This window comes from Mesorhizobium sp. B2-6-4, from assembly GCF_006441495.1.
In the GTDB taxonomy this organism is placed as follows: domain Bacteria; phylum Pseudomonadota; class Alphaproteobacteria; order Rhizobiales; family Rhizobiaceae; genus Mesorhizobium.
Genome location: NZ_VFUE01000007.1, coordinates 132,698 through 155,239 on the forward strand (window position 1 = coordinate 132,698; position 22,542 = coordinate 155,239).

Genomic DNA, 22,542 nt, shown 5'->3' on the forward strand with positions numbered 1-22,542 from the left:
CGCACAGCGGCTGGATCTCTCGGTTCAGGCATCGAGTTCGGCCAGCGTCCGGTCGGGGTCTCATTCGAGCGTTGCAGTGGACGGGCAGCTTGCGGCGGCGGTCGGGTCGACCTGGATCTGTCGCTCGTCGGCCTGGCGTCCGAGAATGGCGACGCCCTTGGCCGGAACCGCGCATCTGCCGAACCACTGAAGGGCGCTGCGGCGCAAACTCAATCTCCCTATTCCGCCAGTTTTGAAATCTTCTCGCTCATTTAATTCTACAAAATCGGTAGTCTTAATGAATAAGGACCGCGAGGAGAGCCCGATGACGAACAAGCTGGTGGTGGGAATATCCGGCAACCTGACCCGCCCATCGAAGACCAAGGCCTTTATCAGCCATATCGCCGGCGAGGCGGCGAACCGCATCGGGGCGACCTCGGCTATATACGACATTGAAAATCTCGGTCCGTCGCTGCCGGCGGCAAGGCGCCTCGGCGATCTCGATCCTGCGGCCCGCGCCATCATCGAACAACTGGTCGGCGCCGACGTGCTGGTCGCGGGGTCGCCGACCTTCAAAGGCAGCTATACCGGGCTCTTCAAGCATTTGTTCGATCTGCTCGATCCGTCGTCGTTGCGCGGGAAACCGGTCATCCTTGCCGCGACGGGCGGCGGCGAACGCCACTCGCTGATCGTCGAACATCAGCTGCGGCCGCTGTTCGGTTTTTTCGAGGCGCTGACCGTGCCGACCGCAATCTACGCATCGGACAAGGATTTCGCCGACGGCGTCCTGGTGTCGGAGGCCATCCATGCCCGCGCCCGGCAGGCGGTTGCCGAGGTTTCCCGCGTCGTCGGGACGGCACGCAGCGTCGGCCTCGCCGCCTGAACTCCAAATGGTTTTCGAACAAAGGGACCCAGCCATGACCATCAAATCAAGACAGATCAAGCTCGGCGCCTTTCTACCCGGTGGCGGCCAGCATGTCGCCGCCTGGCGCCATCCCGACGCTCCGGCCGACGGCGCGACCAATTTCGAGTTTCACAAGCAGCTCGCGCTGACTGCCGAACGCGGCCTGTTCGATGCCTATTTCCTCGCCGACAACCTGACGGTCGGGCTTGGCGCCCGCGAAGGCGGCAACGCCAAGATCGCGGGCTTCGAACCGGTGACGTTGTTTGCGGCGCTGGCGCCGCTGACGACGCATCTCGGATTCATCGCCACGGCATCGACCACCTATGAGGAGCCCTACACGCTTGCCCGAAAATTCGCCTCGCTCGACCTCTTGTCGAATGGCCGGGCCGGCTGGAACGTCGTCACCTCGGCGGGCGACGACACGGCGCGCAACTTCAACCGCGACATCCAGCCCAACCATGCCGAGCGCTACGCACGAGCGCATGAGCATGTCGAGACGGTCAAGGCGCTGTGGGACAGCTGGGAGGACGACGCCTTTATCCGCGACAAGAAAACGGGCCGCTTCTACGACAAGGACAAGCTTCACGACATCGACCACAAGGGTGAGCATTTCAGTGTCAAAGGGCCGCTCAACGTGCCCCGCCCGGTGCAGGGCCACCCCGTGGTCGTGCAGGCGGGCCAGTCCGAGGATGGGCGCAAGCTCGCGGCGGCCTCGGCCGAGGTCATCTTCACCGCGCATCAGAACCTTGCCTCCGCGCAGGAATTCTATCGCGACATCAAGGCCCGCGTGGCGGCGGCCGGCCGCGATCCCGAACAGGTGCTGATCATGCCCGGCGTGGCGCCCTTTGTCGGCCGCACCGAAGAAGAGGCGCGAGCCAAGTATCAGCAATTGAACGACCTGATCCTGCCCGAGGACGGCGTCGCGCTGCTCAACGGACTTGCCGGACAAACGCTCGATCTCAGGGGCTATCCACTCGACGGACCGCTGCCGCCGAGCCGCGAAACCGAAGGCATGAAGAGCCGCCAGGCGCTGATCCGCCAGATCGCCGACGAGCATAACTTCTCCATCCGCCAGCTCTATCAATGGGTCGCGACCGCACGAGGCCACTACACCGTGATCGGCAGCGCCACCCAGGTCGCGGACCAACTGGAGGAATGGTTCAGCAACGAAGCCGCCGACGGGTTCAACATCCTGCCGCCATGGCTGCCCGGCGCGCTGGACGATTTCGTCGACCTGGTGGTCCCCGAATTACAGCGGCGCGGCCTGTTTCGTACTGCTTACGAGGGCAGGACGCTGCGCGAGAATCTTGGCCTCAAGCGGCCGCAGAACCCCTGGACGGTTGCCCGTTCGACCGTGCTCGCCGCCGAATGATGCGTTGAAGCGAAAGGCATGACGATGACTTTGCAGCACATTGAACGGCCGACCGGCATCGGCGCGCATGAAAACGGCAACGGGCTCGGCGCCGATATTCTGAGCCTGGCTGGCCGAACCCTCACGCGTCTGCTGTCGCGCTATGGCGTGCTTTTGGGGTTCCTGGCGCTCTGGCAGGCGGCGGCGAGTGGCGGCTGGGTCAATGCCGCGGTGTTGCCGCCGATCGACATGATCGTCGTAGCGCTCTGGAAGGGCCTCGCCGGGGGCAGCCTGCTCGGCGACATCGCCATCAGCCTGCAGCGCGCCGGTCTCGCCTTCGCCGCGGCGGCTACGGTCGCCATCCCGCTCGGCCTCGTCATGGGTCAGACCCGCAGCGTCGAGACGGCGCTCGATCCGATCCTGCAACTGTTCCGGCAGACCTCGGCCCTGGCGCTCTATCCCGTCTTCATCCTGCTTCTGGGGCTAGGCGAAGCCTCCAAAGTGTTCGTCATCTTCTGGGCAACGCTGTTTCCGCTGCTGCTCAACACGATCAGCGGCGTCAAGGAGGTCGATCCGAAGCTGCTCGAAATGGCGCGCGTCTACGGCGCCCGGCGGCTGACCATATTCCGGCGCGTCGTGCTGCCGGGCGCCGTGCCTTCGATCTTCGTCGGGTTGAGGCTCGGCGCGACCACCGCGCTGCTGCTGCTGATTGCCTCGGAAATGATCGGCGCCAACAAAGGCATCGGCTTCCAGGTGATGAACGCGCAGTACAATTTCCAGATCCCGCTGATGTTCGCGTCGATCGTCATCCTGGCCGCGCTCGGCCTGATCGCGAACCAGGTGCTGGTCAGCCTGCAGCGGCGGCTTTGCCGCTGGAGCAGTTCCGCCGGCTGAACAGCCGCCCCCATCATCGTCATTTTTGAAAAGTGAAAGGCCGGATCATGACCATCACACGCCGCTCGCTGCTTCTGCGCGCCCCTCTTGCCGCCGGCGTCATCGCCGTCGGGCTACCATCGATCGCGCGCTCGCAGGCCGCTTCCGTCAAGATACGCTATCTCGCAAGCCGCGGCAGCATCTCGCCGCATGAGCTTGCCGACCAACTCGGCTACTTCAAGGGCCTCGGCATCGAGCTCGAGAATGTCGGCTATGCCGGCGGCGGCCCGGAATCGCTGTTCGCGCTCGCCTCCGGCAGCGTCGACCTGGGTTCGGCCGCCACGCCGGCCGTGATCAACTCGATCGCCGGCGGCAACGACTTCGTCGCCGCCTATCCGAGCAACGGCATCAACAGCCAGGTCAAAAGTGTTTTCTATGTGCTGGAGGACAGCCCGATCAGGTCGATCGCGGACGTCGCCGGCAAGACGATCTCGGTCAACACGCTCGGCGCCCATCTCGACTACGCGGTGCGTGAAGCGCTGCACAGCGTCGGCCTGCCGCCGGACGCCGCCAAGCTCGTCGTGGTGCCCGGGCCGCAACTCGAGCAGACGTTGCGCTCGCATCAGGTCGATGTCGCCGGGCTCGGCTACTGGCAGGCGACTTTCGCCGGTGCCCTGGTGGCCAATGGCGGTGTGCGCGGCGTGTTCAACGACGCCGACGTGCTGGGCGAGATCGCGGGCGGCTTCATCGTGCTGCGGCGGGATTTCATCGCCGCCAATCGCGACGCCGCCAAGAACTTCGTCGAACAGTCCGCGCGTGCGGCCGACTGGTCGCGGCAGAATCCCGACGAGGCCCGCAAGGTGCTGGCCGAAATCCTCGACAAACGCGGCGAGAACGGCGAACTGGCGCGCTACTGGACGGGTTTCGGCCTGCGCGAAAAGGCGGTGGCGACCGACCGCGACATCGACTTCTGGGTGGCTGTGCTCGAGCGCGACGGCCGCCTGCCGAAAGGCAAGCTCAAGGCTGCCGACATCCTCTACCGGCCAGGCGAAAGCAAGACCAATTGAGCAAGGAGGCACCCAGCATGGCCACAGCACGCGGCGAGGTCACGATCCGCGACCTATCGAAGTCCTTTGCGCTCGGCGGGCGCTCGCTCGCCGTGCTGCGTTCGCTCAATCTCGACATCCGCTCCGGCGAGTGCGTGGTCATTGTCGGCGCCAGCGGATCGGGCAAGACGACATTGCTGCGCATCCTTGCCGGGTTAGAGATCGCCGACGAAGGCGCCGTTGCGATCGATGGCAAGCAAATAAAAGGGGTCGGCGCGGAGCGGGCGGTGATCTTCCAGGAACCGCGCTTGCTGCCCTGGCTGAGCGTGCTTGGCAACGTCGCCTTCGGCCTCGAAGTTCGCGGCGTGCCCAAGGCGCAGGCCGAGCAGAGGGCGCGCTTCTACATAGCATTGGTCGGTCTTGCCGAGTTCAGCGATGCCTACCCGCGGCAGCTTTCGGGCGGCATGGCGCAACGCGTCGGCATCGCCCGGGCGCTGACGGTGCAGCCCGAAATCCTGCTGCTCGACGAGCCGCTCGGCGCCCTTGACGCCATGACCAAGATCTCCATGCAGGAGGAACTGGCGCGCATCTGGAGCGAGGAAAACGTCACCATGGTCATGGTCACCCACGACCTGGAGGAGGCGATCTATCTCGCCGACAGAGTGCTGATTCTGCCCAAGGAGAAAGGCGGCGCGGCGCGGCTGATCACCGTCGACCTGCCGCGTCCCCGTGACCGCAGCGAAAGCCGCTTCGTGCGCCACCGTGAGGAGTTGCTGCGCGAATTCGGCCTGCACTGAGGCCTCGACGCGCTCGCACGTGTCGAGGCGCTTTCCCAGGCTAGGCCTTCCGCGCTTCCTTCATATTGGGCAGGAACACCGTCAGCAGGCCCAGGAACGGCAGGTACGAGCAGATCTGGAAGACGAAGTCGATGCCCTTCATGTCGGCCACGATGCCGAGCACGGCCGCCGCTATGCCGCCGACGCCGAAGGCGAAGCCGAAGAAGATGCCGGCGATCATGCCGACGCGGCCCGGCACCAGTTCCTGCGCGAAGACGACGATGTTGGAGAAGGCCGACGACAGGATCAGGCCGATCAGCACCGTCAGCACCATCGTCCATTCCATGTTGGCGTAGGGCAGCGCCAGCGTGAAGGGCAGCACGCCGACGATGGAAAACCAGATCATCGCCTTCTGTCCGTAGCGGTCGCCGAACGGACCGCCGAGCAGGATGCCCAGCGCCGAGGCGCCGAGGAAGAGGAACAGCATGACCTGCGACATCTGCACCGAGACGTCGAACTTATGGATGGCGTAGAAGGTGTAGTAGCTGGAGAGGCTGGCGATGTAGGCGTTCTTGGTCAGGACCAGCAGCGTCAGCACCGCCAGGGCCCCCATCACCTTGCGGCGCGGGAAGGGCGAGACGAAACTGGACGTCTTGCGGTTCGCCTGTGTGGCGCGCAAGCGGCTGTACCAGCCGCCGACCTGCCACAACACGACGATGCCGATAAGCGAGCCGACGGCGAACCATGAAATGCTGGTCTGGCCGAAAGGCACGACGATAAATGCCGCCAGCAGCGGTCCCATGGACTGGCCGAAATTGCCACCGACCTGGAACAGCGACTGCGCCAGGCCGAAGCGGCCGCCTGAGGCGAAGCGGGCGATGCGCGAGGATTCCGGATGGAAGATCGCCGAGCCGATGCCGATCAGCGAAGCGCCGATCAGGAGCAGCGTGTAGTGGCCGGCATAGGCAAGCACGATCAGGCCGATCAGCGAGGAGGCCATGCCGTAGGGCAGGGAATAGGGCATTGGCCGCTTGTCGGTGATCATGCCGATCACCGGCTGCAGCAGCGACGCAGTCACCTGGAAGGTGAAGGTGAGAAGACCGATCTGCCAGAAATCGAGGCCGTAATTCTCCTTCAACAGGGGATAGATGGCCGATAGCAGCGACTGCATGATGTCGTTGATGCAATGGCAAAAACTCACCGCCAGGATGACGGTGAAGGCCGTCGCCTGGGCTGAAGCATGGCTGGCGGTCGCGGGAGGGGCGACGGCTGTCGTATCGGTCAAGGCAGGCTCCGTAGTCTTTTTGGCGGGCATACCCGCGGGCAAGCTGGCGGACGCTCCTGCGGCCGCCTTGGGAACGGATGGCTTATAGGCTGCTTGCGGGACGACTTCTTTCGTGGTTTGGTCCAATAGTTTCGCAAGTGGGCCATAGCTTATGCCGCACGGCAGGGAAATTTTTCACGCTGGTAGTGCCGACCTCGAGCAGTTGCACGAGCGTCGCTGGCTATGGCTGGAGCAAGTGGCCGGGCCGGCGGTGGCGTTGCCGACCGAATATCCCGACGGCTACCATGTGCCGCGGCACCGCCACAGCCGCAGCCAGTTGCTGCATGCGCTGGTCGGTGTCGTGCTGGTGACGACGCGGCACGGGCGCTGGATGGTCCCGCCCGATCACGCCATGTGGATTCCCGCGGGCACCGAGCATTCCGTCGAGATGCTGGGCGATGTCTCGATGCGCTCGGTCTATGTCATGCCGGGAGCGATCCCCGGACTGCCGGAAGGCTTGCGCGTCGTCGGCGTCACCGACCTGATGCACAGCCTGATCGTTGAATCGGAAAAACTGCCGCAAGGCGGCGTGCTGGAAGGGCGTGGCGGGCTGATCATGAATCTTCTGCTGCACGAAATCCCGACTTTGCCGGAGCGGCCGCTTGGCCTGCCGTTCCCCTCCGATCCCAGGCTGGCCGCGCTGTGCCGGCGTTTCGTGGCGGCACCGTCGCCGCGCGCGACGATCGACGAGTGGGCGGACGCCGCCGGCATGAGCCGACGCTCCTTCACGCGCGCCTTTCATCGCCAGACCGGACTGTCGCTGTCGACATGGCGCCAGCAGGCATGCCTGTTCGCGGCGCTGCCGAGGCTCGCCGATGGCGAGCCGATCACCCGGGTGGCGCTCGATCTCGGCTATGACAGCGTGCCGGCCTTCATCACCATGTTCAAGCGAATGCTGGGCGCGTCGCCGCGCGGCTATATGCGCGGCGCGCGAGATGCCGGCGAAAACCCGCGGCGCATAGGCGGTCCGATCGCCGCTTGAGACAGCGCCGATAGCATCAAGCTGATGCGCCAACCTTCGGTCTAAGGTCCATTTGCAGGAGCACTGATTGCACGTTGTAATCGGTTTTGCTGCGCTACGCGCCCGCCGGGATCGACAATTAGTCGAACAGGCTCGACACCGATTCCTCGGTTGCCGTGCGCGAGATGGCTTCGCCCATCAGGTCGGCGATCGAGATGACGCGGATATTGGGGGCGTCGAGCACGCCCTGGGTCGGCTGGATGGAGTCGGTGATCACCAGTTCCTGCAGCTTGGAGCCGCTGATGCGGGCGACCGCGCCGCCCGACAGCACACCATGAGTGATATAGGCGGTGACGCTGGTGGCGCCGTTGGCCAGCAGCGCATCGGCGGCGTTGCACAGCGTGCCGCCGGAATCGACGATGTCGTCGATCAGCAGGCAGTCCTTGCCGGCGACCGCGCCGATGATGTTCATGACCTCCGATTCGCCGGGACGCTCGCGGCGTTTGTCGACGATGGCGAGCTGTGCGTCGAAGCGCTTGGCCAGCGCGCGTGCACGCACCACGCCACCAATGTCGGGCGACACCACGACGACGTTGCCGAGCTGCTTGTATTTCGCCTTCACATCGCGGGCCATGACCGGCACCGAGAACAGATTGTCGGTCGGAATATCGAAGAAGCCCTGGATCTGGCCGGCGTGGAGGTCGAGCGTGAGCACGCGGTCGACCCCGGCGCGGGTGATCATGTTGGCGACCAGCTTGGCCGAGATCGGCGTGCGGCCGGAGGCGCGGCGGTCCTGCCTGGCATAGCCGAAATAGGGGATCACCGCCGTGATGCGCTTGGCCGACGAGCGCATGAAGGCGTCGATCATGATGAGCAGTTCCATCAGGTGATCGTTGGTCGGAAAGGAAGTCGACTGCAGGATGAAGACATCCTCGCCGCGCACGTTTTCCTGGATCTCGACGAAGATTTCCTGGTCGGCGAAGCGCCTGACGCTGGCCTTGCCCAGCGGGATGTTGAGATAGCGGGCGACCGCCTCGGCCAGCACCCTGTTGGAATTGCCCGCGAAGAGTTTCATGCACCGTTCCTGGTGGAGGATGGAGAGCCCCAACAGACTCGCCTACGCCCTTTAACCGGGCTTTTAGCGGCCCGCGCGGCTATTGCAAGCACCGTGATTGGAAATCCGCCGGCTAATCCTGGGAAATGTTCGCGCCATCGCGTATGGGCAACACCGGGCAGCGGACCCGGCGCCGCTGCTCCTTCCCCTTGTTCAAGCATCGGATTTCCCCGCGGCCGTTTCCATTCGGGTCCGATGGTCTAGCCCGCCTTGCCGCCGAGCCATGCCGCGAACTGGTCGATGGTCTGGTCGGCGATCGCCTGCATGGTGGCTGGCGCCACCGCTTTCCAACTTTCGCCGCCCGCGCTGGCGCCGGAATTGGCCGAAGCCGCCTTCTGCTGGCCGTTGATGCGATGCAGGCGGTTGCCCGAGGGATCGTAGACGTCCCACACATAGATGACGGTGGTGTCCTTGCCTTCGGAGATCACCGAGAAATAGCCTTTGAGCACATGGGTCGCGGTCTGGTCGGCGCTGCCGGCCAGCGTGATGCCGCGCTGCCTAGCGCGCGTCTGCAACTCCGCCGTCAGCGGCGTCGCCGCTTCCACCGAAGCGCCGACGATCGGCGCGATCTGCAGGCGCGTCCTGGCAAGGATTGCGGCTGTCTGTGCGGGCGTGGCTGACGTCGTGGTCGTTGCTGGAGCGCCCGCCGCGGTAGTGGCAGGGCCAGCGGGCGCCGGGGTGGCGGCGCTGCCCTGGGCTGCCGGCGTGGCCGGCGCCGCGGCCGTGGGCGGGGTGATGGCGGAGGGTTCGAGGACGTCTTTTGCGTTGGTGCAGGCGGCGAGCGCCAGGACCACGAGCAATGACACGGTCGTCAGCTGCGATCGTCTCATTTGCCTTCTAACTCCTTGGCGAAGAACGCCTCCCATCGTGGATTCACTGTACGATCAAGTCGAGATCATGGCGGGAAAGCGGCTTCGGCTGTGATTCGGTCGTGAGATAGGTGCGGCCAAGCGTCATCGCCGTCTCGGTTTCGGAATCCATGATGATCATGTGGGCGAACAACGTCATGTTCGGCGCGATCGGCTCGGGATTGCCCTGGTAGAACATCGGCATGTCCATCCAGGACGGGGTGAAGCGGGCGCCGACCGAGTAGCCGCAGGCATTCAGCCGATGCTTGGTCAGTCCACGCGCCTCCATGACACGGGCATGCGCGTCGAACACGTCGCCGAAACTGTTGCCCGGCGTCATCGCCTTCTCGACCGCCAGCAGCGCGGCACGGGCCGCGTCGAACAAGTCCTGGTGACGCTTCGAGGCCTTGCCGGTCAGCACCGTGCGCATCATCGGCGCATGATAGTGATGAAAGACTCCCGCCCATTCGAGCGTCAACTGGTCGTTCTTGGTGAGCTTGCGGCGGCCGGCCTTGTAGCGGCACAGCAGTGCGTCGACGCCGGAGCCGATGATGAATTCGTTGGCCGGATAGTCGCCGCCGCCGGCAAAGATCGCGCCTTGCATGGCGGCAAGGATCAGCGCCTCGTCACCGCCCTGCTTGATCAGCGGCAAGGCCGCATCCAGCGCGTCGTCGGCCAGGTTCGCCGCCTTCTCGGCCTTGGCGATCTCGGCCGGGCTCTTGAACAGGCGCAGCCGACCGACGATGCCGGACGCATCGGCGATCTGGCCGAAGGTCTGCAGCTGCTCGTCGAGGCGGCGGCCATTATAGGCGGTCAGCCCATGAGTGTCGTATTCGACCCCGATGCGGGCGCCGAGCAGGTCGAGCTCGTTCAGCAGATTGCGCAGGTCGACGGCCGGATTGGCGCCATCGCGATCGGTCCACAGCACGATGTTGTCGATGATTGAGGTGTGGCGCGCCTGACGCAGGTCGGCCGAGCGGGTCAGCAACACCATGGACCCGTCGGCTTTCACCACCAAGCACTGGAAGAAGCAGAAACCGAACGTGTCGTAGCCGGTCAGCCAATACATGCTTTCCTGCGCGAAGAGCAGGATGGCGTCGAGCTTCTTCTCGGCCATCTCGATCACCAGCCGGTCGCGGCGCGCGTCGAATTCGGATCGTTCAAAATGCAGCGCCATTATTCACTCTCCAAAACGATTGCCGATATCTGCCGGCCGTAATCGGGTTCCTTGCGGTGCGTCGTGCGCCGGTAGGAGTAAAACAGATCTTCCTCGGCATAGGTGCAGCGGCCGAGACCTTGCGCGATCACACCCGCCCTGTCGAGCCGGTCCACCGTGTAGCGGTTGAGGTCGAACATCGAATGACCGGGATTCGCCGAAGGCGCGAAATATCTGTCATTTTCGCCATCGGCCTCGACGAAGCGGGCGACGAATTCAGGCCCGACCTCGTAGTTTTCCGGGCCGATCGAGGGGCCGAGCACGGCGACGATGTTTTCACGGCGAGCGCCGAGACTTTCCATGGCGGCAATGGTGTTTTCGAGCACCCCCGTGAAGGCGCCTTTCCAGCCGGCATGCGCCGCGCCGATGATGCGCGCCCCGGCATCCGCGAACAGCACAGGGCCGCAATCGGCGGTCGAGGCGCCGATGGCGATGCCCGGCCGGTCGGTGACGATGGCGTCGGCCTTGGGACGCTCGCCTGCAAAGGGTCCCCTGGCGACGACGACATCAGGCGAATGGATTTGCCAGGCGGTCAGGAGATGGTCCGCCGGCACGCCCATCCAGGCGGCGACACGGCGGCGGTTCTCGGCGACCAGCGCCTGGTCGTCATCCGAGCCGGTGCCGATGTTGAGGCCCTGATAGATGCCGGTCGAGACGCCGCCGACGCGGGTGAAATAACCGTGGCGGATGCCTTGTGCCTGCGCCAGGTCCAGCAGCGGCGACCGCACGGGATCCAGTTTGGTCTGATTCAGCATGTGGGCGTTGTTGTCCGTGTGGGCGGTTTCGTCAAGAAAAAGTCCGAAGCGAGACGGCCGGCGTTCAGCCGCTCTTTTACCGGACGGGAGATTGGGAGGGGTGACGATGAAAAGTCAATCCGGCGTGGCGAAGGGGCAACGCAACGAATCCGGGGTAACGGTTCCTTCGCCGCTGCGCGGTGAGGGAGCATTGAACGGAAAAACCCGCCTGTGCGGCGGGTCCCTGGCGCAACTCAGCACCATAACCAAATATCTACCATAGTTGCCTTCACCCTGTCAAGAAAAAATTCCTATCATGAGAAGTTGCCGGCCATGAAAAGCTACCGACACAACCGGGCTGGCCGTCGTCACGCCTTGTCAATCCGAGCTCGGAGCCTGGGCAAAGGGGCGAACGGCAACGCCGCGCGGCATTATGGCAAGCACCTTGAACAGGTCGCCCATGGCCTGCGGCCCGGCGAGGCGTTCGACATCGCCAGCGATCTTGTCGCGTGCCGCCTGGCTGGCATCGGCGCCAAGCCGGCCGGCGCGCTCCAGAATGCCCAGGCCGAGCAGGAAATCGCCCTGCGTCGACAGATGGGCGTCGAGACCATGCGCGCGCACCACCCCGGCAAGGGCGGCGAAATCGACATGGGAGGTGAGATCGGCTTCGCCGGGATTGGCCAGCACATCTTCGTGATCATGACGACGCAAGGCCTGCAACGTGTCGCCGACACCCGGCCGCAGATGGCCATAGTCGACAAACAGGCCGGAGCCGCCATGAGCGGCCATGCGCTCGGCGATGGTCGCCATCAGGGCGCTGCGCGCCGGCGCCAGTTCGACGATCGCGCCTTGCGGCGCCTCGCCGGCATCGGCGGGCAGCAGCGTCGGGTCGAGCGAGCCGGCGCCGGCGAAGAAGCAAAGATTGTCAGCGCCGTCGAGGCCGACCACGCGCTCGCGCCAGCCGGTGCCGGTGCGGACGAACTGGCGGATGGGGATGGCGTCGAACAATTCGTTGCCGACGATGAAAAGCGGCTGTGGCGGCAGCGTGTCGATGGTCTCGTGCCAGCGAATGGAGAACGGTGTGGCGCCGAGCGTCTGTTTCTGCACCTCGGTCAGGCGCGGGCTGGTCTCGATCATGGCGAAGGCAGCGTCGTTGGCCAGTGCCGGTTCGAGCCGCGACAGGGTGCGCAGCATGTCCTTCATCAGCGTGCCGCGGCCGGGGCCGATCTCGCCGATGGTGACCGGCGTCGGCCGGCCGACCGCCAGCCAGGCCTGGTAGAGCCAGACGGCGACGAGCTCGCCGAACATCTGGCTGATCTCCGGCGCGGTGACGAAATCCCCGGCGGCGCCGAACGGTTCGCGCGTGGTGTAGTAGCCCGCCTCGGGATCGAACAGGCACAATGCCATGTATTCGTTGACGGGGATCGGCCCTGTCGCCTCGATCAGATCGACGATGCGTGCCTTCAGCCGCGTCATGTCGCCTGCGGCCGTGACCGCGGCACCGGCTTGGCTGTCGTCATCGCCCAGATGCCGGCCAGCACCATCGGCGAGGACAGGATCATGCCCATGGTGAGCCAGTTGGTGCCAAGGAGATAGCCGAGCTGCTGGTCGGGCTCGCGGAAGAATTCGACTGCTATGCGCGACAGGCCATAGCCGCAGATGAAGGCGCCGCCGACGAAGCGCGGCGTCTTCAGCTTGAGGCGCGAATGGGTGAGGAAGCGCAGCACGAGAAAGAGCACCAGGCCTTCAAGCAGGGCCTCGTAAAGCTGGCTCGGATGGCGGGTAAACGGCCCGCCATTGGGAAACTCGATCGCCCACGGCACGTCGGTTGGCCGGCCCCAGAGCTCGGAGTTGATGAAGTTGGCGACGCGCACGAGGCCAAGACCGACCGGCACGCCGGCGGCCACGACGTCGAACAGCGACCAGGTGCGGATGCCGCGCTTGATCGAAAACAGCGTCATGGCGAGGATGACGCCGAGCAGGCCGCCATGGAACGACATGCCGCCCTGCCAGACGGCGAAGATGTCGAGCGGGTGCGCGATATAGCGCGGCAGGTCATAGAACAGCACGTAGCCGGTGCGTCCGCCCAGCACGACGCCGATGGCCGCCCAGATGATGAAATCATCGAGGTCCTCCGGCTTCATCGGCAGGATGCCGTCGGCCCAGAGTTTCGGATTGGCGGCGAGCCGCTTGGCGTACCACCAGGCGAACAGGATGCCGACGATGTAGCCGACGCCGTACCAGTGCACCGCCAGCGGCCCGATCTGAATCAGCACCGGGTCGATGTTGGGAAAGGGCAACGAGGCCAGCGGCAGCAGGAAATATTCGTTCAACGGGAGCTCTCGGTTGCGTTTGGCGCGGACCATGCGGCAGGGTTTTGGCGGGGTCAAGGCAAGGTGGTCGGCCTCAAAGATCGGATCGGATCACCGCTTGCAGGCCCATCGCGCCGTGCGGGCGGTGAGCTCAGTCCCTTGGCTTGGCGGCCACCAACTGCCGCAACGCGTCGTTGATCCTGTCCTGCCAGCCGGGGCCATCTTCCTGGAAATGATCGAGCACGGCCCGGTCGATCCGGATCGAAACAAGCTCGCGGACGTTCGGCGCGGCCGAAGCTTCGCGAATTGGCGGTGCCGGCTTCTTCACCGGTTTGAAGGCAGCTTCGGCGGCTGCCATCGGATTGGTCGGTCGGCGCGGAGGGGTTGCCATTGGTGACCTGACTGAAGTGTGCTTGAGGCAATACGAGACGAGAACACAATAGGCGAGCTTGCGCCCTCAAGTACAGCTCTGGCGTCGTCCGGGAGCTTCTTACAGGAATGGCACCGCCATGCGCCACAGCAACGCAGATGGAACGGCAACCCTCAACGTTCTTGCATTCGGCGCGCGGCACTACTAACTCAATTCCAGCAACCGAGGATTTGCCATGTCGACCGGACCGAACCGCATTCTCGATGAATTCGCCAAGCTGATGACCGATGCCGCGGGCGCCGCGCAGGGCGTGCGGCGTGAGGTGGAGACCGCCTTCAAGGGACAGGCCGAACGCATCCTGAATTCGATGGACGTGGTGCAGCGCGAGGAATTCGAGGCCGCGCGCGAAATGGCCGCCAAGGCCAGGGAAGAGAATGCTCGCCTTGTCGACCGCATCGAGGCGCTCGAGGCCAGGCTTGCCGAACTGACCGGGCAGGCCACACCTGCGGCTTCCGCAAAGCCCAGGCCGAAAAAATAATTCGTTAAACTTTTCCACAAAGCACCAGCCTGAAAAGCGCTTTGCCGTGAATCGCTTACCGGCATTGCGTGACTCTGTGTGACAGCGCCTTTCCACATGCGAATGACGCAGCGCGAAAAATTGGGCTGTTCACGCGACTCCCGATCAATAGACTGAATTTGTTGCATGATTCGGAGCAGGGTCATGCGCCGGGCGGTGGGGTCCGGTCTGGGGTCTTTGCGTCGAGAAGTCCTGGCCGTCCGAGTTCTAGATCAGATTGTTCGTCGTGTGTGCCCCGCGGAGCGTGTGGCGCTCCCCTGAACACAGGAAGCATTCCATGGAACTTCTCGAACTCGAATTCTCCCGCGAAATCCATCCGGTGGATGTCATTGAGCAGGTGGCCCACAACAATGACTGGTCCTTCGAACGGGCCGGCGACGACGAAATCTCGATCTCGGTCGCCGGAAGCTGGACCGACTATCACGTCTCCTTCTCGTGGATGGAGGATTTCGAGGCGCTGCATCTGGCCTGCGCCTTTGACATCAAGGTGCCGGAGGCGCGCGCGCTGGAAGTGATGCGGCTGTTGTCACTGATCAACGAACAGATGCTGTTCGGCCATTTCGACCTGTGGGAGCAGGAAGGCGCGATCATGTTCCGCCAGTCGCTGCTTCTGGCCGGCGGGGTCGAGCCTTCGAGCCAGCAGGTCGAGGTGCTGCTGTCGTCGGCGCTGGAGGCCTGCGAATGCTACTTCCAGGCTTTCCAGTTCGTCGTCTGGTCCGGCACATCGGCCAAGGACGCGCTGGCGGGGGTGCTGTTCGAGACTTTCGGCAACGCCTGACCAAGATGTTTTCGACATGAGTTCAAGCAGCGAGCGCAAGCCCGAGATCAGTTTCGCCGATTTCGATCGTGTCGACATCCGTGCCGGCACGATCGTCGAGGCCGAACCGTTTCCGCAGGCGCGCAAGCCGGCATTCAAGCTCAAGATCGATTTCGGGCCCGAGATCGGGGTGAAGAAATCGTCGGCGCAGATCACCAAATATTATACGCCCGAGACGCTGATCGGCCGGCAGGTGTTCGCGGTGGTCAATTTTCCGCCGCGCCAGATCGGGCCGTTCATGTCGGAAGTGCTGACGCTCGGCTTTCCCGACGAGGAGGGCGCCGTGGTGCTCGGCGCCATCGAGCGCAAGGTGCCGGACGGCGGGCGGTTGTTTTAGCCGAGGGGTAGCGTCAGGCTGCCAGTTTGCGCGTCGTGCCCAGCGCCTCCTGGACCGTATCGAGAAACATTTCCGCACAGGCTTTCCAGCTGTAGCGCATGGCGCGTTCGCGGGCTTCGGCGCGGTCGACATCGAGGGCGGCGAGCGATGCCGCGCGCAGGTCGCTGGAGACCGCGCCGCCGAAGCCGTCGCCGACGATGTCGATCGGTCCCGTGACCGGAAAGGCGGCGACCGGCGTGCCGCTGGCCAGCGCTTCGATGATGACGTTGCCGAAGGTGTCGGTGCGGCTCGGAAAGACGAAAACGTCGGCCGAGGCGTAGATTTCGGCCAGTTCATCGTTGGGGCGGTGGCCAAGAAAATGCGCGGCGGGGTAGCGCGCCTTGAGCTTCGCCAGTTCCGGGCCCTCGCCGACAATCACCTTGCTGCCGGGCAGGTCGAGATCGAGGAAGGCGGAGAGGTTCTTCTCGATGGCGACGCGGCCGACACAGAGGAACAACGGGCCGGGGAAGCCGAGATCCTTCCTCTTGTCGGGCCGGAAATGATCGGTGTCGACGCCGCGCGTCCATGGCCTCAGCTTGTTGAAGCCGCGCGCTGCAAGATCATCCGCCAGAGACTGCGTCGCGACCAGCGTGCCTTGGCCGGAATTGTGGAAATCGCGCAGCCAGCGATAGGCCCAGCTTTCCGGCACCGGCAGCCGGGCGCTGAGATATTCAGGAAAGCGTGTGTGGTAGCTGGTCGTAAACGGCCGGCCGGCATTGCGGCAGTAGCGCCGCGCCATGATGCCGAGCGGACCTTCGGTGACGATGTGGATGTGGTCTGCCTTGTAGGCCTCGATCAGGCGCGCGACATGACCTGGCGTGGTCAGCGCCAGGCGGATATCGGGATAGGTCGGCAAGGGCAAAGTGTGAAAGATGTTGGGTGTCAGGAAATCCACCGCGACGTCGAACGATTTCAGCGTCTCGGTGAGCCGCTCCAGCGTGTGGACGACGCCATTGACCTGCGGGCGCCAGGCGTCGGTGACCATCAATATGCGCATGGCGGGCCTTTGCTCGAAAGGTCGGCGGTTGCCTCGGTATGATGCCGGGACGGCGACCAGCCTGCGGCCCTCGCTTCGCTCCAGCGCACCCGGGCGGGCACGGGATCGAAGTCAGACGGCGGGCTCGAATCAAGTGAGGTCGCGCGCTTCATGCGCGCTCTTCAGCATGGTTTCATGACGCGCCAATGAAATCGGCCGAACATGACCTCGTCCGGAAACGGTTTCCGCTTCCCGCGATTAAGTCCCTGTCAGGCCGGAACCTTGATCACGGCGCGCAAGCCGCCGAGCGGGCTGACATCGAGCGTGATGTCGCCGCCATGGCTGCGGGCGATGTCGCGGGCGATCGACAGGCCGAGGCCAGTGCCGCTGGCATCGAGATTGCGGGCCTCGTCGAGCCGCATGAAGGGTTTGAACACCTCTTCGCGCTTTTCGGCCGGAATGCCCGGACCGTCATCGTCGATGGTGACCACGAGCGAGCCGCGGCCATGATTGGCGGCCACCTCCACCGTCTTGGCGTAGCGGAAGGCGTTGCCGATGACATTCGACATCAGCCTGGCGAAGGCGTTCGGCCGCACATGCACGGTCGGATCGCCGGAAAGCGTCGTCGACAATTTGCATTTGCGCAACCGAGCTTCCTCGCTCAGCTTCTGGAAATAGGCTTCGAGATCGAAGCGCCCGGTGTCTTCCGAGGCCTCGCCACGGGCGAAGGCAAGATAGCCTTCGAGCATCGACTGCATGTCGTCGATGTCCTGGTTGAGCGCGGCCTTGGTCTCGGCCTTGCCGCCCGCCAGCGCCAGCTGCAGCTTGAAGCGGGTGAGGATGGTCCTGAGGTCATGGCTGACGCCGGTGAGCATGGCGGTGCGCTGTTCGATCTGGCGCTCGATGCGCTCGCGCATCTGGATGAAGGCAAAACCGGCGCGGCGGACCTCCTCCGCGCCGCGCGGACGGAAATCACGCGGCATCGGCCGGCCCTTGCCGAAGCTTTCGGCGGCTTCGGCCAGCGTCAGGATCGGCCGGATCTGGTTGCGCAGGAAGGGAATGGCGATCATCAGCAGCACCAGCGAGGTACCGACCATCCAGATCAGGAAGATGTGCGTGTTCGAAGCATAGGCCTGGCTGCGGCGCACGAAGACGCGCAACACCTTGCCTTCGAGCTGGACGCGCACCTCGATGATGTTGGAGTTGCCGACCGTATCGATCCAGAACGGCCGGTTGATCTGGCGGGTGATCTCGGCGGAGAGAACGTCGTCGAGGATGGAGAAGAACGGCTTTGGCCCGGGCGGCGGCAGCGGGTCGGGCGGCAGGAGGTCGACCTTCAACTGCATACGGTCCTGGGCGATGCGGATGATGTTGGCGTAGTCGGCGTCGTGCGGATAGGTCTCGATCAGGTCGATGATGGCGGCGATGTCGCGCACGGTCGCCTGCGACAGGCGCTGCGTCACGGTCGCCCAATGCCGCTCCATGAAGACGAAAGCGACCACCGATTGCAGCAGGATCATCGGCGCGATGACGATGATCAGCGAGCGCGCGTAGAGGCGCTTGGGCATGTAGAGCGAAACGAGGCGCCAGAACCGGTTCCAGACGCGCGGACCCCTCTTGAGCAGCCGTGTGGAGCGCGTGCTCAAGCCGTCAGATTCCGGCTGTTCCAGTTCCGTGGTCGCCATTCACCTTTCGCTCGCTCCGTGGCCGTCAGGCAGGCCGAAGGCGGTAGTCTATTCGACGCTGAGCCGATACCCAATACCACGGACCGTCTGCAGCCAGACCGGATTGGAGGGATCGCGCTCGATCTTGCGGCGCAGCCGATTGATCTGGACGTCGATGGTGCGTTCGCCGACATCCGATTCGTCGCCGACCAGTTCGTGGCGTGGAATGGTTTCGCCGGCGCGCGCGGCGAATATCGCCAGGATCTCCTGCTCGCGATCGGTCAGCTTCAGCGCCTCGCCGCCACGCTTCAATTCGCGCCTGGCGATCTGGAATGTGTAGGGACCGAAGACGAGCTGCTCCACCTTGGGCGTGGTCGCAGGGCCGCCGCGGCGCAGGATGTTGTTTATGCGCAGGATCAATTCGCGCGGATCGAAGGGCTTTGGCAGGTAATCGTCGGCGCCGGCCTCCAGGCCGGTGATGCGGCTGTCGGTTTCCGATAGCGCCGTCAGCATCAGGATCGGCACGTTCTTCTCGGCCCGCAGCGCCTTGGTCAGGTCGACGCCGTTTTCGCCGGGCATCATCACATCCAGCACAAGAAGATCGAAGTCGAGGCCGGCGAGCTTGCGCCGGGCTTCGCCCGAATTGCCGGCGACGGTGACGCGAAAACCGTTTTCGGTCAGATATTGCTTGAGCAGGTTGCGGATGCGGGTGTCGTCATCGACCACAAGCAGATGCGGCGCATCGTCGTCCGGTGCGGCCGCGTGATCAGCGCGTTCAGTGCTCTCCATGGCTTTTCCCTGACATTTTTGCGGACCCAACGTCGATCTGGGCTCTCAGTTCCGGATTGACCATTGCTTCGAGGAAGCGTTCCACCTGGGTCCGTTCGGCGGCTCCGGAATCTTCCAATGCAGCATGGATGCGGCGCGACTGTGGCCGTGCCAGCGCCAGCGCCAGCGCGCGGCCCTTGGCGGTCGGGTACAGTTCGCGCTGGCGACGGTCGCGCGGCCCTTGCAACTGCACGACATGGTCGGTGTCGATCAGCTGCTTCAGCACGCGCGCCAGGCTCTGCTTGGTGATCTTCAAGACATCGAGCAGTTCGGCGACCGTCAGGCCCGGCCTGCGGTTGACGAAATGCAGCACCCTGTGGTGGGCGCGGCCGAAGCCATAGTCGGCCAGGATCTGATCGGGATCCGAGGTGAAATCGCGATAGGCGAAGAAAAACAGCTCGATGAGGGCGAAATCAATGCCATCCTCGATTGACATCGCGGTCCTGATCGGTGTCCCGGCTGCTCGGCTTCGATCCGTCATCTTTTCTCCATGGGCAGGGAAGATTATGTCAGTACTATTGACGTAATTTCCCTGCAATGATAATTTTTGACAAGGTTTTGGGCGGATTGCGAACGAAAAGGCAAGACAGGCCGGGTTTTCCGGAACTTCCTGAGTTTGCCAGAGCACGATTATCCGCCTACCTTTCCAGACAGCGGCAGGCGCCCCAACCAGATGGCGCGGCCGACAAGAGCACGCAACGAACAACGATATGCGGGCTGCCGCCCGCGGGAGGTTACCATGGCATCCGTTCCCTTTGATCAACTGGACGGCTTCATCTGGATGAATGGCGAGTTCGTGCAATGGGGCGAGGCCAAGATCCATGTGCTGACCCACGGCCTGCACTATGCCAGCGCGGTGTTCGAGGGCGAGCGCGCCTATGGTGGCGAGATCTTCAAGCTCAACGAGCATACCGAGCGCCTGCATGAATCGGCGCGGCTGCTCGGCTTCAAGATCCCCTATTCGGTGGCCGAGCTCAACGACGCCTCCAGTACCCTGCTGAAGAAGCAGGGCTTCAAGGATGCCTATGTCAGGCCGATCGCCTGGCGCGGCAGCGAGCAGATGGGCGTTTCGGCGCAGAACAACCGCATCAATTGCGCCATCGCCATCTGGCAGTGGCCTAGCTACTTCGATCCGGCGCAGAAGCTGAAAGGCATACGTCTCGATATGGCTGAGTGGCGCCGGCCCGACCCGCGCACGGCGCCGTCCAAATCGAAGGCTGCAGGCCTCTATATGATCTGCACCATGTCCAAGCATGCCGCCGAGGCCAAGGGCTATGCCGACGCCATGATGCTCGACTGGCGCGGCCAGGTCGCGGAAGCCACCGGCGCCAACATCTTCTTCGTCAAGGACGGCAGGATCCACACGCCAAAGCCGGACTGCTTCCTCGACGGCATCACCCGCCGCACGGTCATCGGCCTCGCCAAGGACCGCGGCCTGGAGGTGGTGGAGCGCGCCATCATGCCGGAAGAACTCGAGGGCTTCGAGCAGTGCTTCCTGACTGGAACGGCAGCGGAAGTGACCCCGGTTTCGGAGATCGGGCCGTACCGATTCGAGGTCGGCGAGATCGCCAAGACTCTGATGAATGACTATTCTGCGGCCGTTCAGCCGAAGCACGCGATCGCGGCAGAATAACGAAAGTCACAGCTTTTCACGCAAGCAGGGGCGGTTTTCGGGCCGCCCCTTTTATTTCAGCGTTTCTGCATTTGACTTTCGCCGAATTCAGCGTCTCCATGATGGTGTCGGCCCGGGAGGCTGGCAGCTATGGAGGGACTGGTAAGATGGACATGAATACGCTTCTTCCGATCATCGTTCAGATCATTACAGGCATCATCGGTGGTCAGGCGGTCGGCGCGGCGATCAAGACGGCGGCGCTGGGGCAGCTTCCCAAGATCCTGGGCGGCGCCATTGGCGGCGTCGGCGGCGCGGCGATCCTCGGCAGCCTGCTCGGCGGCACAGTCGATCCGGCAGCGGCTGCGGCAGCGACGAGTGGTCTGGGCAGCGCGCTCAACCTGCAGAACATCGTCGGCGGCGCCGGCGGCGGCGCGATCCTGACCGGCATTATCGGCGCGGTCATGGGCGCCATGAAGAAGTAAGCCTGCGATCTCGGGCTGGCCAAATGGGCGGCTTCGGCCGCCCATTTCTGTTTCCAGAGCGCGCCGCATGAATGCGTTTCGACGCGACGCGCTTTGGAACGACCGATCCCAAGGGTGGACGCCCTTCGCTCGCGCCTCTACATCACGGCGTGAACATCGAAAGGACGATCATGGGTCAGCTCAATGCCGGCATCGTGCCGGTCACGCCTTTCCAGCAGAATTGCACGATCCTGTTCGACATGGACGACAAGCACGGTGTCGTCGTCGATCCGGGCGGCGATATCGACAAGGTGCTGGCGGCGCTGAAGGACAATGCGATATCGGCCGGCGCGATCTGGATCACGCATGGTCATATCGACCATGCCGGCGGCGCGATGGAGTTGAAGGAAGCGCTCGGTGTCGAGATCATCGGCCCGCACGAGGCCGACAGGATGTTGCTCGACAATCTTGAGAACCAGGGCGAGCGCTATGGCATTGCCGGCGTGCGCAACTGCGTGCCCGACCGGTTTCTCACCGAAGGCGAGACGGTCTCGTTCGGCTCGCATCTCTTCGAGGTGCTGCATTGCCCCGGCCACGCGCCCGGCCATGTCGTCTATTACAACCGCGCGGCCAAATTCGCCCATGTCGGGGACGTGCTGTTTCGCGGCTCGATCGGGCGCACCGACCTGCCGGGCGGCGATCATGCGGCACTCATCGCCTCGATCAAGGACAAGCTTTTGCCGCTCGGCGACGACATCGGCTTCATCTGCGGCCACGGTCCGGGCGGGCGTTTCGGCGAGGAGCGGCGGAGCAATCCGTTTTTGACGTGAAGCGCGTCGCGCCGAAGCCGGTGCCGGCTTGACAAAAAAGCGCCGGCCTTGCGGTCAGCGCTTTTGTTGAGGCAGGGAAGCCCTTGATCAGTTAGCGGTGCAGAAATGCTGCTCGCCGTCATTGCCGGTGAAGGTGCCGGTGCGGGCGTTGAAGGTGCGGTACCGGTCGGAGCAATAGTCGTACCAGCCGCGCGTCCACGGTTCGGCATAGCGGTCGGCGTAGACCACTTGCGGTTCGGCATAGTAGCGGCGGACCGGCGCCGGGCGAATCCGCACATCGCGATCGTAATAGCCATCATCGTAGTAGTCGCGGGGCGGCGGCTGCTGGTTGGCCAACGCACCGCCGATCAGCGCGCCGGCCGCGAGGCCGAGGACGCCGGCGGCAATGGCATCGCCATGGTCATGATGGTGGCGGTGACGCCAATCGCCCGCATTGGCCGCGGGCAAGGCCGCGAACGTGGTGGCAACCACTGCGGCGGACAGCACGGCTGTCTTGAAAATTCGGTTCATGTCGATCTCCTTCGTGCCGGCCCGTAAGAATTCCGGGGATGCGGTCCGGCTTTACGAAAGATTAATATGAGACCGTGGCTGAA

The 22,542-nt window shown here is 64.1% G+C and carries 26 protein-coding genes; 12 read left to right on the forward strand and 14 right to left on the reverse strand.

What is annotated here, in order from left to right:
- Window positions 1-60: 60 nt before the first annotated feature.
- The gene (locus tag FJ426_RS31325) at window positions 61-207 is read right to left on the reverse strand and encodes a hypothetical protein (RefSeq protein WP_181168390.1); all 147 of its coding nucleotides are present in this window, start codon (window positions 205-207) and stop codon (window positions 61-63) included.
- Between the two features lie 97 nt (window positions 208-304).
- Between FJ426_RS31325 and msuE the strand changes: the two genes are divergently transcribed.
- Genes msuE through FJ426_RS11760 form a run of 5 tightly spaced genes read left to right on the forward strand, consistent with a single transcriptional unit; the run spans window position 305 to window position 4,950 of the window.
- Complete coding sequence (gene msuE, locus FJ426_RS11740; RefSeq protein WP_140560609.1) at window positions 305-862, forward strand: FMN reductase; 558 nt, start codon at window positions 305-307, stop codon at window positions 860-862.
- A gap of 34 nt (window positions 863-896) precedes the next feature.
- Window positions 897-2,255, forward strand: a complete 1,359-nt coding sequence (locus tag FJ426_RS11745) for an LLM class flavin-dependent oxidoreductase (protein ID WP_140560610.1) — start codon at window positions 897-899, stop codon at window positions 2,253-2,255.
- Between the two features lie 24 nt (window positions 2,256-2,279).
- On the forward strand, window positions 2,280-3,128 hold the full coding sequence (locus FJ426_RS11750; protein WP_140496422.1) for an ABC transporter permease: 849 nt from the start codon (window positions 2,280-2,282) through the stop codon (window positions 3,126-3,128).
- A 47-nt stretch (window positions 3,129-3,175) separates the two neighbouring features.
- Window positions 3,176-4,174 carry an ABC transporter substrate-binding protein gene (locus FJ426_RS11755; RefSeq protein WP_140560611.1) on the forward strand — a complete coding sequence of 333 codons (999 nt, stop codon included), beginning with the start codon at window positions 3,176-3,178 and terminating at the stop codon, window positions 4,172-4,174.
- A 17-nt stretch (window positions 4,175-4,191) separates the two neighbouring features.
- The gene (locus FJ426_RS11760; protein ID WP_140560612.1) at window positions 4,192-4,950 is read left to right on the forward strand and encodes an ABC transporter ATP-binding protein; all 759 of its coding nucleotides are present in this window, start codon (window positions 4,192-4,194) and stop codon (window positions 4,948-4,950) included.
- A 40-nt stretch (window positions 4,951-4,990) separates the two neighbouring features.
- Here FJ426_RS11760 and FJ426_RS11765 read toward each other — a convergent pair whose 3' ends face one another.
- Window positions 4,991-6,214, reverse strand: coding sequence for an MFS transporter (locus FJ426_RS11765; protein WP_181165220.1), 1,224 nt, complete (start codon window positions 6,212-6,214; stop codon window positions 4,991-4,993).
- 151 nt (window positions 6,215-6,365) lie between these two features.
- On the opposite strand from FJ426_RS11765, the gene FJ426_RS11770 reads away from it, so the two are divergent.
- A complete protein-coding gene (locus FJ426_RS11770; RefSeq protein ID WP_140556082.1) occupies window positions 6,366-7,235 on the forward strand; it encodes a helix-turn-helix transcriptional regulator in 870 nt (289 codons plus the stop codon).
- Window positions 7,236-7,353: 118 nt separating this feature from the next.
- Here the strand turns inward: FJ426_RS11770 and FJ426_RS11775 are convergent, their stop codons facing one another.
- The 7 genes from FJ426_RS11775 to FJ426_RS11805 all read right to left on the reverse strand — a co-directional run bounded on the left by FJ426_RS11775 (window position 7,354) and on the right by FJ426_RS11805 (window position 13,829).
- Entirely contained in the window at window positions 7,354-8,289 is a 936-nt protein-coding gene (locus FJ426_RS11775) for a ribose-phosphate pyrophosphokinase (protein ID WP_019860650.1), read from the reverse strand.
- Window positions 8,290-8,528: 239 nt separating this feature from the next.
- Window positions 8,529-9,158 (reverse strand): hypothetical protein, encoded by a 630-nt coding sequence (locus tag FJ426_RS11780; protein WP_140560614.1) that lies wholly within the window; start codon window positions 9,156-9,158, stop codon window positions 8,529-8,531.
- Window positions 9,159-9,201: 43 nt separating this feature from the next.
- Window positions 9,202-10,353 (reverse strand): Xaa-Pro peptidase family protein, encoded by a 1,152-nt coding sequence (locus FJ426_RS11785; protein WP_140516886.1) that lies wholly within the window; start codon window positions 10,351-10,353, stop codon window positions 9,202-9,204.
- The gene (gene pgeF, locus FJ426_RS11790; protein WP_140560615.1) at window positions 10,353-11,147 is read right to left on the reverse strand and encodes a peptidoglycan editing factor PgeF; all 795 of its coding nucleotides are present in this window, start codon (window positions 11,145-11,147) and stop codon (window positions 10,353-10,355) included. The genes FJ426_RS11785 and pgeF overlap by 1 nt, the downstream gene beginning before the upstream one ends.
- A 357-nt stretch (window positions 11,148-11,504) precedes the next feature.
- Window positions 11,505-12,602 carry a class I SAM-dependent methyltransferase gene (locus tag FJ426_RS11795; protein WP_140560616.1) on the reverse strand — a complete coding sequence of 366 codons (1,098 nt, stop codon included), beginning with the start codon at window positions 12,600-12,602 and terminating at the stop codon, window positions 11,505-11,507.
- A complete protein-coding gene (lgt, locus tag FJ426_RS11800) occupies window positions 12,599-13,459 on the reverse strand; it encodes a prolipoprotein diacylglyceryl transferase (protein ID WP_140560617.1) in 861 nt (286 codons plus the stop codon). Before lgt ends, FJ426_RS11795 begins: the two co-directional genes overlap by 4 nt.
- A gap of 130 nt (window positions 13,460-13,589) precedes the next feature.
- A complete protein-coding gene (locus FJ426_RS11805) occupies window positions 13,590-13,829 on the reverse strand; it encodes a BrnA antitoxin family protein (protein ID WP_031250360.1) in 240 nt (79 codons plus the stop codon).
- 214 nt (window positions 13,830-14,043) lie between these two features.
- On the opposite strand from FJ426_RS11805, the gene FJ426_RS11810 reads away from it, so the two are divergent.
- The 3 genes from FJ426_RS11810 to FJ426_RS11820 all read left to right on the forward strand — a co-directional run bounded on the left by FJ426_RS11810 (window position 14,044) and on the right by FJ426_RS11820 (window position 15,539).
- A complete protein-coding gene (locus FJ426_RS11810; protein ID WP_140516880.1) occupies window positions 14,044-14,346 on the forward strand; it encodes an accessory factor UbiK family protein in 303 nt (100 codons plus the stop codon).
- Window positions 14,347-14,662: 316 nt separating this feature from the next.
- The gene (locus tag FJ426_RS11815; RefSeq protein ID WP_127855850.1) at window positions 14,663-15,163 is read left to right on the forward strand and encodes a YbjN domain-containing protein; all 501 of its coding nucleotides are present in this window, start codon (window positions 14,663-14,665) and stop codon (window positions 15,161-15,163) included.
- 16 nt (window positions 15,164-15,179) lie between these two features.
- On the forward strand, window positions 15,180-15,539 hold the full coding sequence (locus FJ426_RS11820; protein WP_140549872.1) for a tRNA-binding protein: 360 nt from the start codon (window positions 15,180-15,182) through the stop codon (window positions 15,537-15,539).
- Between the two features lie 13 nt (window positions 15,540-15,552).
- Here FJ426_RS11820 and FJ426_RS11825 read toward each other — a convergent pair whose 3' ends face one another.
- The 4 genes from FJ426_RS11825 to FJ426_RS11840 all read right to left on the reverse strand — a co-directional run bounded on the left by FJ426_RS11825 (window position 15,553) and on the right by FJ426_RS11840 (window position 19,527).
- Window positions 15,553-16,575 (reverse strand): glycosyltransferase family 1 protein, encoded by a 1,023-nt coding sequence (locus FJ426_RS11825; RefSeq protein WP_140560618.1) that lies wholly within the window; start codon window positions 16,573-16,575, stop codon window positions 15,553-15,555.
- A gap of 248 nt (window positions 16,576-16,823) precedes the next feature.
- The gene (locus FJ426_RS11830) at window positions 16,824-18,239 is read right to left on the reverse strand and encodes an ATP-binding protein (protein ID WP_140496008.1); all 1,416 of its coding nucleotides are present in this window, start codon (window positions 18,237-18,239) and stop codon (window positions 16,824-16,826) included.
- 48 nt (window positions 18,240-18,287) lie between these two features.
- Complete coding sequence (locus tag FJ426_RS11835; protein ID WP_140496007.1) at window positions 18,288-19,007, reverse strand: response regulator transcription factor; 720 nt, start codon at window positions 19,005-19,007, stop codon at window positions 18,288-18,290.
- Window positions 18,994-19,527 carry a MarR family transcriptional regulator gene (locus FJ426_RS11840; protein WP_181165219.1) on the reverse strand — a complete coding sequence of 178 codons (534 nt, stop codon included), beginning with the start codon at window positions 19,525-19,527 and terminating at the stop codon, window positions 18,994-18,996. The genes FJ426_RS11835 and FJ426_RS11840 overlap by 14 nt, the downstream gene beginning before the upstream one ends.
- A 258-nt stretch (window positions 19,528-19,785) precedes the next feature.
- Here FJ426_RS11840 and FJ426_RS11845 point away from each other — a divergent pair, with 258 nt between their 5' ends.
- The 3 genes from FJ426_RS11845 (at window position 19,786) to FJ426_RS11855 (ending at window position 21,949) form a co-directional block, all read left to right on the forward strand.
- Window positions 19,786-20,679 (forward strand): branched-chain amino acid aminotransferase, encoded by an 894-nt coding sequence (locus FJ426_RS11845; RefSeq protein WP_140496006.1) that lies wholly within the window; start codon window positions 19,786-19,788, stop codon window positions 20,677-20,679.
- 146 nt (window positions 20,680-20,825) lie between these two features.
- Window positions 20,826-21,140, forward strand: a complete 315-nt coding sequence (locus FJ426_RS11850; RefSeq protein WP_140496005.1) for a hypothetical protein — start codon at window positions 20,826-20,828, stop codon at window positions 21,138-21,140.
- Between the two features lie 170 nt (window positions 21,141-21,310).
- Window positions 21,311-21,949 carry an MBL fold metallo-hydrolase gene (locus tag FJ426_RS11855; RefSeq protein ID WP_140496004.1) on the forward strand — a complete coding sequence of 213 codons (639 nt, stop codon included), beginning with the start codon at window positions 21,311-21,313 and terminating at the stop codon, window positions 21,947-21,949.
- 87 nt (window positions 21,950-22,036) lie between these two features.
- Here the strand turns inward: FJ426_RS11855 and FJ426_RS11860 are convergent, their stop codons facing one another.
- Window positions 22,037-22,459 (reverse strand): BA14K family protein, encoded by a 423-nt coding sequence (locus tag FJ426_RS11860; protein ID WP_140516874.1) that lies wholly within the window; start codon window positions 22,457-22,459, stop codon window positions 22,037-22,039.
- Between the last annotated feature and the right edge of the window lie 83 nt (window positions 22,460-22,542).